General features: G+C 66.3%; 10 protein-coding genes and 2 pseudogenes. 8 read left to right on the top strand and 4 right to left on the bottom strand.

Going from position 1 to position 15,693, the window contains the following annotated elements:
* The first annotated feature begins 204 nt into the window (after positions 1-204).
* The gene (locus tag ACFYRX_RS05125; RefSeq protein WP_389096727.1) at positions 205-7,107 is read left to right on the top strand and encodes an RHS repeat-associated core domain-containing protein; all 6,903 of its coding nucleotides are present in this window, start codon (positions 205-207) and stop codon (positions 7,105-7,107) included.
* Positions 7,108-7,119: 12 nt separating this feature from the next.
* Positions 7,120-7,575, top strand: a complete 456-nt coding sequence (locus ACFYRX_RS05120; protein ID WP_389096725.1) for a DUF4240 domain-containing protein — start codon at positions 7,120-7,122, stop codon at positions 7,573-7,575.
* Between the two features lie 166 nt (positions 7,576-7,741).
* On the opposite strand, the gene ACFYRX_RS05115 is transcribed toward ACFYRX_RS05120, so the two are convergent.
* Positions 7,742-7,954: a hypothetical protein gene (locus ACFYRX_RS05115; RefSeq protein WP_389096723.1), complete on the bottom strand. Its 213-nt coding sequence runs from the start codon at positions 7,952-7,954 to the stop codon at positions 7,742-7,744.
* A gap of 154 nt (positions 7,955-8,108) precedes the next feature.
* Between ACFYRX_RS05115 and ACFYRX_RS05110 the strand changes: the two genes are divergently transcribed.
* A complete protein-coding gene (locus tag ACFYRX_RS05110) occupies positions 8,109-9,290 on the top strand; it encodes an ISAs1 family transposase (protein ID WP_389096721.1) in 1,182 nt (393 codons plus the stop codon).
* On the opposite strand, the pseudogene ACFYRX_RS05105 reads toward ACFYRX_RS05110, so the two are convergent.
* Positions 9,286-10,129: pseudogene (locus tag ACFYRX_RS05105) on the bottom strand (tyrosine-type recombinase/integrase); the annotation flags it as partial. The gene ACFYRX_RS05110 and the pseudogene ACFYRX_RS05105 overlap by 5 nt on opposite strands.
* 198 nt (positions 10,130-10,327) lie before the next feature.
* On the opposite strand from ACFYRX_RS05105, the gene ACFYRX_RS05100 reads away from it, so the two are divergent.
* From ACFYRX_RS05100 to ACFYRX_RS05085, 4 genes and pseudogenes are all read left to right on the top strand, one after another.
* A complete protein-coding gene (locus ACFYRX_RS05100; RefSeq protein ID WP_389096719.1) occupies positions 10,328-10,711 on the top strand; it encodes a type II toxin-antitoxin system RelE/ParE family toxin in 384 nt (127 codons plus the stop codon).
* A complete protein-coding gene (locus ACFYRX_RS05095; protein WP_389096717.1) occupies positions 10,708-11,046 on the top strand; it encodes a helix-turn-helix domain-containing protein in 339 nt (112 codons plus the stop codon). The genes ACFYRX_RS05100 and ACFYRX_RS05095 overlap by 4 nt, the downstream gene beginning before the upstream one ends.
* 35 nt (positions 11,047-11,081) lie before the next feature.
* Positions 11,082-11,297, top strand: a pseudogene (locus ACFYRX_RS05090) (helix-turn-helix domain-containing protein); the annotation flags it as partial.
* A 525-nt stretch (positions 11,298-11,822) separates the two neighbouring features.
* Positions 11,823-12,290, top strand: coding sequence for a hypothetical protein (locus ACFYRX_RS05085; RefSeq protein ID WP_389096715.1), 468 nt, complete (start codon positions 11,823-11,825; stop codon positions 12,288-12,290).
* Between the two features lie 305 nt (positions 12,291-12,595).
* On the opposite strand, the gene ACFYRX_RS05080 is transcribed toward ACFYRX_RS05085, so the two are convergent.
* Positions 12,596-13,561, bottom strand: coding sequence for a helix-turn-helix transcriptional regulator (locus tag ACFYRX_RS05080; protein WP_389096713.1), 966 nt, complete (start codon positions 13,559-13,561; stop codon positions 12,596-12,598).
* Between the two features lie 93 nt (positions 13,562-13,654).
* Here ACFYRX_RS05080 and ACFYRX_RS05075 point away from each other — a divergent pair, with 93 nt between their 5' ends.
* The gene (locus ACFYRX_RS05075) at positions 13,655-14,020 is read left to right on the top strand and encodes a VOC family protein (protein WP_389096711.1); all 366 of its coding nucleotides are present in this window, start codon (positions 13,655-13,657) and stop codon (positions 14,018-14,020) included.
* Positions 14,021-14,272: 252 nt separating this feature from the next.
* Here the strand turns inward: ACFYRX_RS05075 and ACFYRX_RS05070 are convergent, their stop codons facing one another.
* Entirely contained in the window at positions 14,273-15,658 is a 1,386-nt protein-coding gene (locus ACFYRX_RS05070) for an MFS transporter (RefSeq protein ID WP_389096709.1), read from the bottom strand.
* Between the last annotated feature and the right edge of the window lie 35 nt (positions 15,659-15,693).

Here is a 15,693-nt window from a genome sequence, read left to right as displayed (position 1 = left end):
ATCATGTTCATGGCGAAGTTGATGCATTTGGTGTCGAATTTTGGTCGAATGGAGGCCGATACGTGACGATCTCTATGTCTTTTGGATATGTGGAGACCTTGTGAGGTGCCTCTTTTGTCTGATCCGATAGACCCTCGACAGCCGTGCTGGAATGGGGGGTCCGGAGTGCGTCGCAATTCACGTTGGCGGCTTTACAGAAAGACCATGCGGATACGCAGGGTGCCCGCTTTGTGGATCGTCGCAATCGGCGTGCTAGGACTGCTCGTCGGGTTCATAGCGCCGACGGACGCGCTCGCGGCCGGACAACACGCGGATTACCTCGTGAAGGAGAAGAAGGAACTGTCGGTTCCGGTCTCGCCGGTCACGGGCAAGGCCGCGAAGGTGCCACAGATGGGGCGCTGGAGCGCGGCCCAGGCACACAAGACCTGGCCCGCCAAGGGAGCGGCCGATGTGGCGGTTCCCGCACGAGGTGCCGCCGCCGAGCAGGCTGACGGCATCCCGGTGACGATTTCCGCGGCGAAGAGCGCACACCGGGTGGGTGCGGGCACCCGCGTCCACGTGTCTCTGCCGGGCCAGACGGCCGCCCAGAAACTCGCTCTGAACGGCGTCGTCCTCACCGCGCAACCCGACAGCACCACTTCGGGCGGCACCGCTCAAGTGGGCTTGAGCTACTCGGCGTTCAAGGACGCCTACGGTGGCGACTGGGCGGGCCGGCTGCGTCTCGTCCAACTGCCGGCCTGCGCCTTGACCACCCCGCAAGCCGCCGCCTGCCGCAAGCAGACCCCGCTGAACTCGACCAACGACGCCAAGACGCAGACGGTCTCGGCCGAGGTCGCGCTGCCCGCCACCACGACGGCACAGCCGATGGTGCTCGCGGCCGAGGCCGCGGCCACGGGCGGTGGCGGCAGCTACGCGGCCACCTCCCTGTCCCCGTCCGGCCAATGGTCGGCCGGTGGTTCGGCCGGTGCCTTCAGCTACTCGTACCCCATCTCGGTACCCGACGTGCCCGGTGGCCTGGCCCCGAACGTGTCCCTCGGCTACAGCTCGCAGAGCGTCGATGGGCGCACCTCCTCGACGAACGCCCAGTCCTCCTGGATCGGCGACGGCTGGGACTACTCACCCGGCTTCGTCGAGCGCAGCTACGCCTCCTGCTCCGACGACACGGCGAACGGCACCCCCAAGACCTCGGACGAGTGCTGGTCCGACGATGTCGACTCGCTCACCCTGTCGCTGAACGGCTCGTCCAACACGCTGGTCCACGACGACAAGTCGAACACCTGGCACCCGCAGGGCGACAACGGCGAGAAGATCGAGGTCAAGACCGACACGGTCAACGGCGACAACGACAACGAGTACTTCGTCGTGACCACGGCCGACGGCACGCAGTACTACTTCGGCAGGAACCGGCTGCCCGGCTGGGCCACGGGCAACGCGACCACCAACTCGGTGTTCACCGCGCCCGTCTACGGCAACGACGCCAACGAGCCGTGCCACGCAGCCACCTTCGCCGACTCCTGGTGCCAGCAGGGCTACCGCTGGAACCTCGACTACACCGTCGACCCGCACGGCAACGCCATCAGCTACTGGTACACACCCGAGACCGGCTATTACGGCCGGGACAACGCCACCACTCCGACCACGTACTCCCGGGACGGCTACCTCTCCGAGATCCAGTACGGTCAACTGGCCGGCAAGGTCTACGACACCACTGCCCCGGCCGCCGCCCAGGTCTTCTTCGACACCTCCGAGCGCTGCCTGGCCGACGCCGGCTTCGACTGCGCCACGACGAAGATGACGACCGCCAACGCCTCGCACTGGCCGGACGTCCCCGTCGACCAGACCTGTGCCTCGACGGGCACCTGCAACAACCACGGCCCGGCCTTCTTCACCACCAGGCGCCTGACGGGCATCCGCACCCAGACCCTGGTCGGCACCGGCTACCAGAACGTGGACGCCTGGACGCTGACCCACACCTTCCCGCCGACGGGGGACACCACCACCCCGTCGCTGTGGCTGAGCCAGATCGTGCACACCGGCAAGGACGGCGGAAGCCTGGATCTGCCGCCGGTGAAGTTCGCCGGACAGGCGCTGGCCAACCGCGTGGACGGCCTGGACGGTTACCAGCCCATCACCCGGTACCGGATGACCACGGTCACCACCGAATCCGGCGAAGTGACCACCGTCAACTACACCGCGCCCCAGTGCCACCGCACGGGCACCCCGGTGTTGCCGTCCAGCGAGGACAGCAACACCTACCGCTGCTATCCGCAGTACTGGACTGCGCCGGGACAGACCTCACCGCAGCTGGACTGGTTCAACAAGTTCCTCGTCAACTCGGTGACGACACAGGACCCCACCACCGACGGGCTCCCCGTCCAGACGTCGTACAAGTACGTCGGGGACCCGGCCTGGCACTACAACGACGACCCGCTGACCCAGGCCAAGTACCGCACCTGGAACCAGTGGCGCGGCTACGGCACGGTCGAGACCCGCACGGGCACGGCACCCGCGCAGATCACGCTGTCCCGGGAGACGTTCTTCCGGGGCATGGACGGCGACAAGACTTCAAGTGGTACCCACAGCGCCACGCTCAACGACACAGCGAACGACGACCCACAGAAGGACTCCGACTGGCTGGCCGGCCAGACGTATGAAGCGCTGTCCTACAACGGCGACGGCGGCGCGCTCCTCTCGGACAGCGTGACCGACCCCTGGACCTCGTCGGCGACGGCCACCCAGTCCCGTACGAAGGCGGGCCTGGACCCGCTGGTCGCCCACCGCACCAACATCCAGCGTACCCGCACCGTCACCACCAAGGCGGACGGCACCAAGCGCACGACCGAGGTCGACTACTCGATCGACGACGGCACCGGTCTGCCCAGGACCGTGGACGACCAGGGCGACACCGCGACATCCAGCGACGACAAGTGCACCCGCACCTGGTACGCCACGGACGCCTCCGGCAACCTGCTGCCGATCCCGCGCCGTGTCCAGGAAGTCGCGGTCTCCTGCACTGCCACCCCGAAGTACCCGCACGACCTGGTCAGCGACGACCTCACTTTCTTCGACAGCTCCACGGACAACACCGCCACGCCCACCAAGGGCGACGTCACGATGGTCCAGAAGGCCGACTCGGTCGCAGACGACGGCACCCCGCACTACATCACGGCACTGAAGAACACCTACGACTCCTACGGCCGCGAACTCACCGAGACCGACGCCGACGGCCGCGTCACGACCACCGCCTACACCCCGATCACCGGCGCGTCCCCGACCGCCATCACGGTCACCCGGCCGAAGGTCACCGGCCAGACCGCGGGCTTCGCCACCACGACCACGCTCGACCCGGCTCGTGGCCTGGACCTGAAGACCACGGACGCGGCCGGCTACTCCACCACCAGCGCCTACGACCCGCTGGGCCGCCTGACCTCGGTGTGGAGCCCGGGCTTCCCCACCGACAACAACCCCAACATCAAGTACAGCTACAACCTCTCGCCGTCGGTGCCGTCCACGGTCACCACCCAGACCCTCACCGACGACAACGCCTACCGCACCTCCATCTCGATCTACGACGCGATGCTGCGTCCCCGTGAGACGCAGACGGCGACCGTCGACGGCGGCCGTACCATCACCGACACCGTCTACGACACGCACGGCTGGGCGGTCAGCTCCTCCGACGCGTACTACAACAGCGGTGCCCCCTCCGGCACGCCGGTCGACGCACCGGACAACCAGACCCCGTCCCAGACCGGCACGTTCTACGACGGCGCGGGCCGGGTCACAGCCTCGGTCGCCTACCATTTCGCTTCCGAGACCTGGCGCACCACCACCGCCTACCCCGGCGCCGACCGCGTCGACGTCACCCCGTCCGCCGGGACCACGCCCGTCGGCGCCACACCCACCACCACGTACACCGACGCCCGCGGCCAACTGGTCAAGCTGCTGCGCTACCACGGTGCCACGGCCACCGGTTCCGCCGACACCGTCACCTACTCCTACGACACATCCGGTCACCAGACCGGCGAGGACGACGGCCAGGGCCACACCTGGTCCAGCAGCTACGACCTCCTGGGCCGCCGCACCTCCCAGACCGACCCCGACACCGGTTCCTCCAGCTCCACGTACGACAACGCCGGCCAGCTGCTGACCACGACCGACACCCGCGGCAAGGCCATCAGTTATATGTACGACGAAATGGGCCGCAAGAAGGCCGAGTTCGACACCACGGGGGGCGTCGCGCAGTCCACCAGCAACGAGCTGGCCGCCTGGACGTACGACACGCTGAAGAAGGGCGAGCCCACCGCCTCCACCCGCTCTGTGGGCGGCACTGGCGGTTCCGCCTATACCGACAAGATCCTGGGCTACGACAGCCACGGCTGGGCACAGGCCAGCGAACTCGTGGTCCCCGCCGCCGAAGGCGCCCTGGCCGGCAACTACATCCACCAGAACACGTACAACCTCACCGGCACGCTGAAGAACTACACCGACCAGGACCCGACGGCCGTCAAACTGCCCCAGGAGACCGTCTCCTACAACTACGACGCCTACGGCCGCCCCACTTCTGTCGGTGGTACCACGAACAGCTGGGACTACGTCGACAAGCTCAGCTACACGGAGTTCGACGAGCCGTACCAGCTCACCTACGGCACCTCGGGCAACTTCGCCCAGCAGACCCTGAACTACGACGACCAGACCCACCGGCTGACCGACTCGACCACGATCACCAAGTCGGGCGCCGCGATAGCCGACAAGACGAGTTATTCCTACCAGCCGTCCGGCAACGTCACGAAGATCACCGACAAGCTGGAGACCGGCTCGACCGACACCCAGTGCTTCGACTACGACTGGGCGCAGCGACTGAAGGACGCGTGGACGGCCACCGACGACTGCGCGGCGACCCCGGCGTCCGGTGCCTCGACAACGGTGGGCGGCCCGTCGCCGTACTGGCAGTCCTGGTCCTACGACGCCACGGGAGCCCGCTCCTCACAGGTGGACCACGACACGACGGGTGACACCACCCACGACGCGACGGCCTCGTACACCCCGTTCGCGGCAGGCAAGGGCCCGGCCCACGCGGTGTCCCAGGTGAACACGGTGGTGCCCGGCGACTCGACGGCCAACACCACCAACGCCTACACCTACGACCAGGATGGCAACGTCCTGACCCGCACCACCCGCGCGGGCACCGACACCCTCACCTACGACGACGAGGACAACCTGTCGGAACTCTCCTCGACGGGATCAAGCGGGGACACCAAGTACCTCTACGGCGCTGACGGCAGCCTGCTGCTCCGGCACAGCCCCGCCGGAACGACCCTCTACACGGGTGATGAGGAGATCACCCTCAAGGCCGGGGCCACCAGCGCCGACGGCGTGCGCTACATCTCCATCGCCGGCGAGACCGTGGCGACCCACTCCTCGGACGGCAAGTTCACCTACCTGGTCCCCGATCGCCAGGGCACCGGCACACTGGAGATCGACTCCCAGACACAGCAGGTCACCCGCCGTCAGTACAAGCCCTTCGGTGAAGCGCGCGACCAGACCGGGACCTGGATCGGGCAACAGGGCTATGTCGGCGGCACCCAGGACGACAACACAGGCCTGACCAATCTCGGCGCCCGCGAATACGACCCGTCCATCGGCCGTTTCCTCAGCCCCGACCCTGTCATGGACACCGGCTCCCCGCAGTCCTGGAACGCCTACGACTACGCGGACGACACCCCGGTCAGCACGTCGGACCCCAGCGGCAACTGCGCGGACGTCGACTGCCCGACCCGCAACTGCCCCGCCTGCCTCAACCGCACACCCACCGACAAGAACCCCAACTCGCCGGCGTTGCACGACTCCCCGGGCTCGGGCAGTACACCCACGAACACCAAGGCGTACGCCAAGAAGTACAAGGCCGACCTCAGCAACAGCTCGCAACGTGTCCATGATGAGGAACGCGCCCTGGAGCGCCAGAAAGCAACAGCGAACGCCGCGGCCGCCGCAGCGAAGAGACAGGTATCCGGCTTCAAACACCGTCTGCTCAGCCTGGTCGCGGACGTCATCGGTCTCACCGACGCCTACAACTGCTTCACCAAGGGCGACGTCATGGGCTGCGTCAATACGGCCCTGACAGCGGTGCCCTGGGGCAAGGTCTTCAAAGCCATCAAGGTCGGCGTCGAGGCGTTCAAGGTCTGGCGAGCCCTTGACCGCGCGTACACCGCGGTCAAGGACGCGGAGGAAGCGGCAAAGATCGCAGATGACGCCGTCAAGGCCGAGCACATGTTCATAGAGGCGGAGGAGGCGGAAGGAGCCGGGGCCGAAGCAGCCAGTTGCGCAACCCACAGCTTCGTACCCAGCACAGAAGTCCGCCTCGCAGACGGTTCGTCCAAACCGATCAGCAAGGTCAAGACCGGCGACACCGTCCTTGCGACGGACCCGCAGACGGGCGTCACGGCCCCGGAGAAGGTCCAGAACGTCATCGTCACGAAGACGGACAAGGACTTCACGACTCTGACCCTGGACACGGCACCGGTCCGGGGGCCGCCGCAGCACGCGCAGTCCCACACGTCCGCCAAGCAGATCCTCACCACCACTTGGCACCACCCTTTCTGGGACGCCGGCCACCACCGCTGGATCGATGCCCGCTACCTCACTGCGGGCACGAAGCTCCGTCAGCCGGACGGTACGACGGTCGTCGTTCGCGGGGTGCGGAACTTCCATCAGTACAGCACCACGTACGACCTCACTGTCGGCACCCTGCACACGTACTATGTGCTCGCGGGGGCGACTCCGGTTCTTGTGCATAACTGCAACAAGAACCAAGGGATTTACGAGTTCGAGGATCAGCTGAACCCCGGAAAGACGTATGTCGGCAAGACGAAGAACTTCAATAACCGCTTGCAGGATCACATCGACAGTGGGCGCCTGAAGAGTCGTGGAGATGCGACCTGCACGCACGTTTGCGGCACGGATGATCACCTGTTCGTTGCCGAACATCTTCGGATGGAAGAACTGCGCGGTCAGGGAGTCGATCTGTCGAATGACATTGCGTCGCCGGGCAAGAAAATCTTGGAGAAAAGGCAAGATGCCGAAAAATTCGAACAACTCGGACTCTGGTAGGAGCAGCTCGAAGTGACTGATTTCTGGAGGGTCATCGGCTCAAGCTCCGTCCAGGATGAGAGCGAGATCAACTCTGCCCTGGAGCGGATCTCTGGGCAGCTCAGCGCGATGACGCCCGATGCCTTGACTCGATTTGTTGAGCGACTTCGGGAGTCGCTTTATCAGATCGACAGGAGGGATCTAGCGGAGGTGCCAGTGACGCTTGCCAACGGTTTGGAACTCCCGCAGACGAGCGACCACTTCCTTTACGCGCGATGCGCGTGCATCTTGGCAGGAGAGCGAGCGTACGGCGAAGTCCGGAGTTCTGGTCTGGGATTCGATCGATTCGTTGCGCCGTTTGCTCAGGAGGCTGAGGGGTTGCTCTACCTCGCGTCGGAGCAATACGAAAGGAAGACCGCCTCCAGGATGAACGTCGAGAGCTATTTCTCGATCGAGTCGAGGTCGAACATTCAGGGATGGGCAAACTGATCCCTAACGGGATTTTATTTGCCTGAGGACGTACTGACACGTCAGGGCTGATGCGTTCTCATGTTGTGGACAGCCGCGGTCGCCTGGCCACTTCATGAGGTGCCGTCATTGGGGTCGGCATCGCCGCCGTATGAAGGCCGCGATGTCTGCCCGCGGATGCTCGGCGCTACGCGTCCCCGACGCCCCGCTTGAGAAGTTCATCCTCAACGGCTCGCAGCATCTCCCGCCAGCCGCGGGCGGCCTTGGGGTTGCGGCCCATGCCCCGCGCTGCGGCGTGATCAGCACGCTGGGAAGCGAAGTCCCGACGCTCGCGTAGTTGTTCGGCGGTGAGGCCGGGGAGATCGGCGTGCCAGTTGTCGTGCAGCTTCCAGCGACTCATGGCTTCACGATGACGCCGACAGCGACACTGCCGCTCCCCATTTTCGATCCGCAACGCGCGCCCGGCAGTGCTGTGCAGGACTGGAAATGACGAACGCAACCCCCGATGATCAAGGTTCTCGAAGCCAAAGATCATGAACAGGGGTCGCGTTCGCGTGCCATCCTCCCTGATCGACGTCCTCGCGCGCCACCGCGAGGACGTCGACTTCCCATGCCCGCCCGTCGAACTGCCCGGCCTGGGCACCCTGGCCGGGGTACTGGACCAGGTGCCCGACCCGCGGCGGATCCGGGGCCGCCGCTACCGGATCGGCTCCCTGCTCGCCCTGTGCCTGCTCGCTGTCCTCAGCGGCGCCAAATCGGTGACCGCCATCGCCCGCTTCGCCGCCGACAGCGACATCGCACTGCGCACGCGCCTCGGCCTCACCCGCGCCACTCCGGACACCACCACCCTGGGACGGCTGCTGGCCCGCCTGGACGGCGACGCCCTGGACGACGCCATCGGCACCTGGCTTGCCCACGACGCCCGCGACCCGGCCGACGAACCCGGGGACACCCTGGTCGGCCTGGCCGTCGACGGCAAAGCCGTGCGCGGCTCACGCACCAGCGACAACAGGGCCGTCTACCTGCTCGCCGCCGCCCTACACGCCATCGGGACCGTCATCGCCCAACGCCAGATCCCCGCAAAGAGCAACGAGATCCCGGCCTTCGCCCCGCTGCTGGACCGCATCGACCTGCACGGCACGGTCGTCACCGCCGACGCACTCCACACACAGCGCGCCCACGCTGAACACGTCATCGCCGCCGGCGGCCACTACCTCCTGGTCGTCAAGGGCAACCAGAAGAAGCTCCGCAAGCAGCTCAAGAAGCTTCCCTGGCAACAGATCCCGCTGCAGGACCGCACCACCTCCAGCGGCCACGGCCGCCGCGAGGTGCGCCGCCTGAAAGTCTGCACCGTCGAACCCGGCCTCCGGTTCCCGCATGCCGTCCAGGCCATGGAGATCAAACGCCGACGGGTCAACCGCAGGACTGGCAAGGTCCAGACGAAGACCCTCTACGCCGTCACCAGCCTGACCCCGGTCCAGGCCAACCCGGCCCAGCTAGCCCAACTGATCCAGAACCATTGGTCAGTCGAGGCCCTGCATCACACAAGGGACGTGACCTACGGCGAGGACTCCTCACGCGTGCGCACCGGCACCGCGCCGCGCGCCATGGCCACGATGCGCAACCTAGCCATCGGCCTCATGCGCCAGGCCGGCTGGAGCAACATCGCCGCCGCAACCGATTACTACCGGTCACGACCTGAGCACGCCACCGCCCTGCTCGATCTCACCGCCTGAGAACGCATTCGCCCACGCCCTGTTCCAAGAGCAGGGTGGCGGTCGAGTGCCGGAGGTCGTGGAAGCGGATCGTCCGGAGCCCGGCCTTGTGGAGGAGGCGGCGGAAGCGGCGGCTGAGGTTGGTGGGGTCGAGCGGCCTGCCCTTCGGGGTGGTGAAGACGAACCCGTTGTCCGTCCAACCCGTTCCGGCCGCCTGACGCTCCTCCTGCTGCCGTTCCCGGTGGATCTTGAGGGAGTTGATGCACTCGGTGGGGAGGGCGATGCGCCGCTCGGAGGCGAGCGTCTTGGTGTTCAGGACGGTCAGGCCCTGACTGCGGGTGCGCTGGAGCGAGCGGTGGATGGTGGCGGTGCCGCCATCGAGATCGAGGTCTTTCCAGTGGAGGCCGAGGAGTTCGCCCTTGCGGAGTCCGGTGCGCAAGGCGAGTTCGTACAGCGCGTGCAGACGATCATCAGCGGCCGACTGAAGGAACTGCCGGGCTTCGGCGGCGGTGAGGGGCTGGAAGCGACGGGGGCGCGGTGTGGTGGTCTTGACGTTGCGGGCGACGTTGCGTGGCAGTTCGTCCTCGCGGACGGCGTGTTCCAGGGCGGACTTGAGGACCGCGTGGACGTACGTCACGGTCAGCGGGGACAGCCGCTTGTCGCAGCACTGGCCGATGGCACAGAGCAGGACCGCCGTGTCGCGTCCCGGTTCTGGGCGCAGCACTGGCAGGTGGTGCGGAGTCCGTCGAGGAAGGTGCGGACGTCGCGAGTGGTCCCAATCGCGCAATGCCCCTGCCTCCGGCCCCGCGTGGCCAGACCGGGTGACGCACCAGCCCGGCCGTACGCTGCCTCTCCCGCTCGGACCCGACCTGCTGAAAGAAGCTGACCCTGCGCCGCCTCGGCAGGTTGCCGCTGGTTCGCGGGCGGCGCCGTGGCGTCAGGATGAAGGAGGGAGTACGGGGGTGTGCGACGCTGGAGTGGCTGCGATCGCGGCGACGGCACGCGACCTGAACTACGAAGTCGCGCTCACGCACCCCGTGCCATATATCATCGGTGCTATGGACAGCGGGCGGTACTCGATCGAGATCGAGCCGGAGGTGCGGCTGTGGCTGGAGAACATTCCTGCCCATCACTACAAGCAGGCCGAACATGTCGCCGACCTGCTCGCCGAGCAGCCCACCACGCTCGACGAACCGCATTCCCGCCACCTGGGCGGCAAGCTCCGCGAGCTGCGCTTCCGCCTGGGCGATGCCCATCAGCGGATCACCTACTGGCTGGCGCCCGGCCGACGTGTCGTGCTGCTCACCGTGTTCCGCAAGACCAAGATGCGCGAGCAGGCCGAAGTGGACCGCGCCCACGCCGCACAGCGATTGTGCGAGGCAGAGCATGAAGCCGCCGCCGAGCACGACCTCTACAGCCGCAACCTCAAGGAGAACCGATGAACCACAGCGAATGGAGGACCCGTCGCCACCGCCAGCTGCTGGGCGAACACCTGGACGTCGACCCCGAGTACGACCGGGTCTACGAAGAGGCCGGCCTCGCCATGACGTTGGGCAAGGCCGTCTACGACCGGCGTAAGCAGCTGGGCCTGAGCGAGGCCGACCTCGCCGAGCGCATGCACGTCGACGTCGATGACATCGAAGGCATCGAGACGGCCACCGAGCTGCCGCCCATCGCGGTCATCATGCGTCTGGCCCGCGCACTGGACCTCACGGTGGACGTGCACTTTGCCGGCGGGGACGAGCCCACCGTCACCATCGTCGCCCCGGCGGCCTGAGGCGGGGAGGAACCATGCAGGACCCGCCTTCCGCGCTCGCCTGTGAGCTCGGGCAGCTTGTCCACGACCGGCGCATCGAGCTCGGGCTGTCCCAGGCCGAGCTGGCCGAGCGGTGCGGGATGAAGCAGCCGCAGATCTCCCGCTTCGAAGGCGGCGGGACCGTGCCCACGCTTCCCCTCCTGCGCCGCCTGGCTCAGGCTCTCGGCGCCGACCTGACCATCAGCCTCACCCCGCACGGCAAAGCCGCTTGACACGCATTCGGAATTCCTGGAATTCCCCAGGCGACATAGACCACTGACGGCAACACCAACAGACTCCAGCGCACGAGCACAAACATCCGGCGACTGTCAAATCGCCCGCTGACCAGCAAACTTGCAGGCAGGAGCAGCCTGGCCTGCACACGTACTATGTGCTGGCGGGGGCCACGCCAGTTCTGGTGCACAACTGCGGTGGCGTTGATGATCTAAGCGAGAGTGCAACTGATCCGCTCAATGGAAAAGCTGGTGATAGTGCAGCTTCTCGTGCCTATCAGAAGCGCATGCACCGTCCGGGAACAAGTCTGATCAAGCTTAACTCCGGAAAAGAGCGGGTCGATATTTCGGGTCATCTAGTGGACGACTTGCTTACGAACCCTAAGTCCGCCGTGCAGAGATACACGAACCCTGAGGGATGCAATGTGGTCGCTACCTTCTCCCTGACGTGGGTGCGGCGTGGGACGCCGACACCAATGCATTTATTGGATTCCTGGATCATGCGAACGGTCGAAGGGGCGCACCGTGACACGTTCAGAGTCTTTGAACCTCTTGCAGCGCCTGGAGATGCAGGAAGACAGTCTGATCGAGGTGTTCGTGACCTCGGCTTCGTATGGGCAGTGGGTTGCTGTACTTGAGGGGCTCGCTGCGGGTGGTTTCATCCTCAGGATGAAGCATTTCGACTCCGATGTGCCAGTCGATATAAACCCCGCAATGTTCAATGAGGGTGATAACGTCGACTACCTCCTGTCGGTCCAGGTAGGCCGGCAGTCGTGGACTACTCAGTTCTATTCGTCGACACTCATTGACTTTCAGGGCGATCCCCGAGGTATTCGCACAGAGAAGGATGTTGCCGACGTTGCGGAATTCATGCGAGTGATTTCCGAGGCGACTGGGCAGACGGTCTGCCTCTCGTCGGAGACGCTCGACTATGCGAACGCAACGGCCTACATGACGGTCACCGCCTATGGAGCGCATGACGGCAGTAGTTGACAGAAACGCGCTTGGCCCGAGGCCGAAGGTGATGTATCGCGCCAACATCAGCAACACGCTGATCTATTGCTCGATGGCCGCCTATCGGGGAATCTGCACGCTTTCCGAATTTCAGCGAGCGGCGGGTGGGTTTCTCCGTGATGTTCTTGATGATGTCGGAGCGAGATTCTCATCGATCTTGGGGACTCCACTTGCGGCTGAGATCTCGAAAAAGGCCAAGATCCTTTCGAGGTGATATCGACCGCGACGTTCGTCGGGTGCATTCCCGTCGACCTGACGCGCATGGGCGAGCTGGCTGTTGCGGGTCAGGACGTTGGTGACGGCGCATAGTGGTGGGCAAGGTCGGTGGCGAGGGTGCGGAGGTGAGCCCTGGCTTCGGTGGGGCCGTGCACAGTGATGGCGCTCCCGAACGGCAGTAGTGCTCGCACGTCCTCCAGGTGCAGGAAGCGGATCGTCACCTTGTGGCCGGTGGCCGATGCCTCATGGTCGTCCCGGACGAGTCGTTGGCCGAAGATCCGTCGCGCTCGTTCGATCTGGGTCCGGTCGATGGTGGCGCTGACCTCTATCGCATGGTTGTGTTCCCACTGGTCAACGAGCGCTGCGGCAACGGTGGCAAGGGTCTGGTTCTCGCGGATCCGTCGTGGCTGGTCGACCTCGCTCCACGTCGTGATCCGTTCGAGTCGGTACATCCGTGGCACCTGGGCACAGTCGGCGACGAGGTACCAGGTGCCGGCCTTGGCGAGCAGCCCGTAGGCATCCACGACCAGATCGCGTGGGCATGGCTCGCGTGGGCTGTCGTACTCGATCCGTAGCCGGCGGCCTCGCCGCACTGGGCCGATCAGCGAAGCCGGAGTCGTGCCGGGAGCTAGTGGCCGGAGCCAGGGGCGGCTGTCCACGTGCACTACGTCGCTGAGCGGCAGGAGCTCATGACCTCGACGTGACTGTGCCGCGACGATCTTGGAGAGCGCGCGCCGGCTTTCGACCGACGCGTTGAGCTCGGCACGTTGCTTCTCGTCCAGCCCGGTGAGCGAGAGATGGTCACGCTCGTCCGGCGTGAGTCGCGTGAGGTCGAGCCCGGACCCGGGGAGCATGCTCACGCCTCCGAGGCGGCCCCGGTGTGCGGTCACCGGCAGACCGGCGTCGCGGAGCCAGTTCAGGTCCCGGGTGATGGTGCGAAGGGACACCCCGAGCGCCGAGGCAAGTTCCTGTGTGGTCACCGCATCCCTCGATTCGAGGAGCAGCATCAGGGCGAAGAAGCGGTCCGGCGTCACACCCCAAGTTTTCCAGGAATTACGACACGATACGGCGCATATTCCGATCAGGCTGGTGGACGCGTACCTGCACCCCTGTGAGAAGGAACAACCATGACCACATCCGTCGTGTCCATCGTCTATGTGAACGACGCGCCCGCCGCAGCTCGTTTCTACGGCGATCTCCTCGGCCTGAGCCCTTCGTTCGAGACTCCGGGATACATCACCTTCGGCCTCGGACCAGGCGCTGACCTCGCTGTGTGGTCCGGCCACTTCGAGAATCTGTCACCGGATGTCCCGCGTACCAGTGAGGTGTGCCTGGCCGTCGACAGCGGGTCCGACGAGATCGACGCGATCTTCAAGCAGTGGCAGTCCAAGGGCGTCACGATCCTGCAAGAGCCTCATGACGCGGGGTTCGGGCTGACCTTCGTCGCGGCCGACCCTGACGGGAACCGTATCCGCGTCGCACCGAAGGACTGAAGGTCCACAACGCGGCAGGCGCCCACGACAGGTGTCGCGCCTGCCGTCGTCCGACGTCGAGAGGACGTCGAGTGGACGACGAGGGCCCCACGCGAACGCGCCCCTGAGGTGAGCATGGGTTGCCGACTCGGGTGGGATCACCCAGGCCCGCCGGCGGCTGGGCGAGGAGCCGTTGTGGCCCTCCGCTGCTGATCATCGACCGGCTCGCCCAGCCGATCTGAAGGTCGAGGCCCCCTCATCGTCACCGTCCCCTCAGCCACGGCCGCGCGGCAGCGTGAGGGCCGTGGCCGTGGTGGCCAGCAGCATCACAGTCGCGACGCACAAGGCGACCCGGAGCCCCACAGTGAACTCACCCGGGTCCGCGACCAGGGCTCCGAAGACGGCCACGGCGAGTGCGCCGCCCGTCTGCCGGAAGGAGTTCAGGATGCCGGCGGCCATTCCGGCCCGGTCCGCGGCGATGTCGTTCAGCAGGATGGCGGTCAGGGAAGGGACGAGGAAACCCAGGCCGAGGCCGACCGGGATGAGCATCGCCGCGATCACCGGTCTGCTGGTGCCCCCGTCGATCCAGAGCAGGCCGAACATCGCCAGCGCGAGGATCGCCTGTCCCACGGCGATTGGCATCCGCGGTCCAAAGCGGGCCGCAGCCCTGGCGGAGGCCAGGTTGGCTCCGGCGATCACGGCCATCATCGGCAGGAACATCAGCCCCGCGGCAATGGCGGACAGGTTCAGAACGTCCTGGAAGAACAGACTCAGCACGAACACCAGCCCGTAGAACGCGGCATTGACGACGAAGCCGATCGCGACCGAAACCGTCACCGTGCGCGAACGGAAGAGGTCGAGCGGGACCAACGGCGCGGCGGTACGCGCCTCGATCATGATGAACGCGGCCGTCGCCACCGCGGCGAGCCCCAGGCAGCCCAGGACCACGGGCTCGCCGAAGCCGTCCTCCCCTCCGTCGATCACCGCGAAGGTGAGCGCCGCGAGCGCGACGATCGCCGTGAGCTGGCCGTACGGATCGAGCGGCGTGGCACGGCGCGGCGAGCGCTCCACGCGGGTCAACACCGCGAGGGCGGCGATGCCGACGGGCAGGTTGACGACGAAGACCGCCCGCCAGCTCAGAGTGCTGGACAGCACCCCGCCGGCCACCGGGCCGGCGGCCACCGCGACGGCTCCGCCGGCGGTCCACAGCGCGATGGCCCGTGCCCGTTCGGCCGCGTCCGGGAAGGCCTGCCGGACGAGGGCCAGCGAGGAGGGCAGCATGATCGCCGCCGCGCTCCCCTGGATCAGGCGGGCGGCGATCAACTCGCCCAGCCCGGGCGCCAGTCCGCAGGCCGCCGAGGCGGCCGTGAAGACCGCGACGCCGGCGCCGAACGCACGGCTCGCCCCGATGCGGTCGGAGAGCGTGCCCGCGGAAAGCAGGAGCGCGGCGAACATCAGCGTGTAGGCGTCCACGATCCATTGCAGTCCCGCCGTGCTGCCACCGAAGGTCCGCCCGATCCCGGGCAGCGCCACGTTCAACGCCATGGTGTTGAGGTTGAGCAGGAAGATGCCCATGAACGTGGTCGCCAGGATCAGCTTCGGTGCGGCCGTGCGTGGCCGGGCGACTTGTGTCGTGCGGCCTGGTTCAAGAGTGGTCATCCGTCCAGACTCGTGAGGCCTGCGAGGGTGCGGCA

This window comes from Streptomyces sp. NPDC005374, from assembly GCF_042872225.1.
GTDB lineage: Bacteria > Actinomycetota > Actinomycetes > Streptomycetales > Streptomycetaceae > Streptomyces.
This window is presented reverse-complemented; position numbering and strand designations above follow the sequence as displayed.

What these genes read in the sequence shown, in the direction of transcription:
- ACFYRX_RS05125 (WP_389096727.1), top strand. Translation starts at nt 205, where the DNA reads ATGCGGATACGCAGGGTGCCCGCTTTGTGGATCGTCGCAATCGGCGTG.
- ACFYRX_RS05115 (WP_389096723.1), bottom strand. Translation starts at nt 7,954, where the DNA reads ATGAGTCGCTGGAAGCTGCACGACAACTGGCACGCCGATCTCCCCGGC.
- ACFYRX_RS05100 (WP_389096719.1), top strand. Translation starts at nt 10,328, where the DNA reads ATGGACAGCGGGCGGTACTCGATCGAGATCGAGCCGGAGGTGCGGCTG.
- ACFYRX_RS05095 (WP_389096717.1), top strand. Translation starts at nt 10,708, where the DNA reads ATGAACCACAGCGAATGGAGGACCCGTCGCCACCGCCAGCTGCTGGGC.
- ACFYRX_RS05075 (WP_389096711.1), top strand. Translation starts at nt 13,655, where the DNA reads ATGACCACATCCGTCGTGTCCATCGTCTATGTGAACGACGCGCCCGCC.
- ACFYRX_RS05070 (WP_389096709.1), bottom strand. Translation starts at nt 15,658, where the DNA reads ATGACCACTCTTGAACCAGGCCGCACGACACAAGTCGCCCGGCCACGC.